The 2135-nt window shown below is 43.6% G+C and carries 3 protein-coding genes; all 3 read right to left on the reverse strand.

Going from position 1 to position 2135, the window contains the following annotated elements; all coding sequences use genetic code 11:
- Nucleotides 1-461: 461 nt before the first annotated feature.
- The 3 genes from ACPLUI_RS14205 to ACPLUI_RS14215 all read right to left on the reverse strand — a co-directional run bounded on the left by ACPLUI_RS14205 (nucleotide 462) and on the right by ACPLUI_RS14215 (nucleotide 2121).
- Complete coding sequence (locus tag ACPLUI_RS14205) at nucleotides 462-1052, reverse strand: NotI family restriction endonuclease (protein WP_424660896.1); 591 nt, start codon at nucleotides 1050-1052, stop codon at nucleotides 462-464.
- Between the two features lie 460 nt (nucleotides 1053-1512).
- Nucleotides 1513-1905: a GIY-YIG nuclease family protein gene (locus ACPLUI_RS14210; protein WP_424660897.1), complete on the reverse strand. Its 393-nt coding sequence runs from the start codon at nucleotides 1903-1905 to the stop codon at nucleotides 1513-1515.
- A 72-nt stretch (nucleotides 1906-1977) separates the two neighbouring features.
- Nucleotides 1978-2121 carry an Ada metal-binding domain-containing protein gene (locus ACPLUI_RS14215; RefSeq protein ID WP_424660898.1) on the reverse strand — a complete coding sequence of 48 codons (144 nt, stop codon included), beginning with the start codon at nucleotides 2119-2121 and terminating at the stop codon, nucleotides 1978-1980.
- Nucleotides 2122-2135: the final 14 nt, after the last annotated feature.

A 2135-nucleotide genomic window follows, 5' to 3' on the forward strand; every position in this document is an offset into this window, starting at 1 on the left:
GCCCACCATTTATGAAGATATGAGTTGGGTCGATACAGGTGCTTATTAAAAGATTCCATCTTAGCAATACGGTTAGCAAATTCAACATCAAATATATCATCAATAGGGACCGTTGTTGCAATATAGTTTGAAACTGCTTTAACTTGCTCTGTCATTAAATGCATGTACTTTACTCCTCCTGTAAAAGCAAAGCTTTCGGCATAGATATATCGGGTGGATACTCATTACCCTGTTTCTCATCAAGCTTTTCTTGAAGAACATGGATAAACTCATCAACCGAACCCGGCAATGGCATAGTTATGCTTTCTAAGGCAGGCTCAAATAATGTATATAATGTCTTGCGATGGACTAAGTTATATTTTTTATGGACATTATCATAATCCAGCCCAAATACAAGCCATGCTACTTCTGCCTCCTCTACTGTTACCTGCTTAAGGGTGGGAAGAGTTTCTAAAAACGTTTCATGCAGAACTACCGCTTGCTTTTTCCCCCCAGGCCTTCAGAATACCGCCTTTATAAATCAGTTGGGGAGCCAGACGTTTACGTGAAGATGACAGGTAATCTGGACGTACATTCGTGCTTTTCCAGATCATATTTTTACGCCCAACGCGGTCGCTCATATAATACTCGAAAGGTTTACGCACATTTCCCGAGATATAAACAGCCTGTACTTCCACTGAACCAAAGTCCAAAATCTTATTTTCGTCATCAACACGTACGAGAACAAAGTCAATGTTGCCGGCATTACGACCGTTCCTATCTTTAAGCGGTACCTCCCGAAGTGCTGTCCACTTCGAATCCGGATTGAAAAAGAACCGGGCAGCTTCTCCAAGCGCGAGCCAGTTCTGATTAAACCTGGTGGGACAGGTAATTGCTATTTTATCGCCTTCAAAAACACTGCATACACCCAATGGATCATTAGCCTTATCTTTTGTGCATGAGGGTATTTTGTTATTATATGGACAAAGCCTGTTTTTCCGATAGTATTCAGCTTCATCTGAAAGGTTATCGATAGGAAAACCAAAAACTTCAGCTAACGGTTGATCGGACATCTTAAATCTGTCTCCTTATAACCAAAATTTTTTAAATTCGTTGCTAAAGTTTTAACAAACACAAATTTAAGAGCTTACATTTTTAGCCAAATAGAAACAACTTGTTCTATAAAGACTATCGGCAAATGGCTGAAACTATCGAATCCGTAGACCATCTAACTTTTTGAATCGCCCCTTTCCTGAACGCCTTCTTACTTTTGAAGGACCCAGTTTCATCTAATAGGGGAAGGAGTATGATTAATGAGTCACCCCGCTTTGCTCTGTTTCTTTTTCTTCTTTCCTCACCGCCTGCCTGTATGGGCAGTGTTCTTCCCTTTTCTCTTCTTCCAGGCCGCACTCCCCAATAATCGTGGCCCAAAACGTAGCGACGATACTTACACCAGTTGCAAAAGGTATGGGTAATCTGAGCCTGGGTCATGTCCTTTTCCTTTATCATTTATTGCCACACCTCCCTCACTACTCAATCAACTTTTATCTTCCGAAGCGTCTCCTCTACAGCATTTCTCATCTGCTCCTCCATAGGAGCAAGGTAAAGGTGGGTCTTGCAGGAGCAATCGCTCACGCTAAAGCGGTCTGCCGCTGCCGGAAGCTTCTCGGCCAAATAGCAGGAGACCAGGCACTCTATTTTTCGCCTACTCTTAACAGTAATAATTTCTTTTAACATCCCAACCGCCAGGAAGTAGTCGATGTGCCAACGAACCTTCTTGTCTTGTCTCAGGTGTCGTTTAATTCTTCCCCTTAATCCCCCCATGGCTGAGCCCACATAAGCGTACCACCCCGGTAGAAAGTTAATTTCTCCCAGGGAGCCACCCGGATACTTTGCTGTTCCGACAGGAAAATTAAGAGAATGTATGCCCCAGGATCAGGTGTTATAAAAGACATTCTTTTATCCCAGAAACAATTTCTTGTTCCTGATCCCATTAGCTTACGGCCTGCAAACCTTACACGGCACATATCCTGCCTTAACCGCCTCTTCCCTGCTCCGGAACTCCACCTGGTTCTGTGGAGCTATCTCAGCCGCCCACCGGCAGTCCGGACGATGGAATTTCTTGCTGTTCTTGTTACCTATGTACCCGCCTTCGC

The sequence above is a fragment of the Desulfofundulus sp. genome (assembly GCF_049701015.1).
GTDB lineage: Bacteria > Bacillota > Desulfotomaculia > Desulfotomaculales > Desulfovirgulaceae > Desulfofundulus.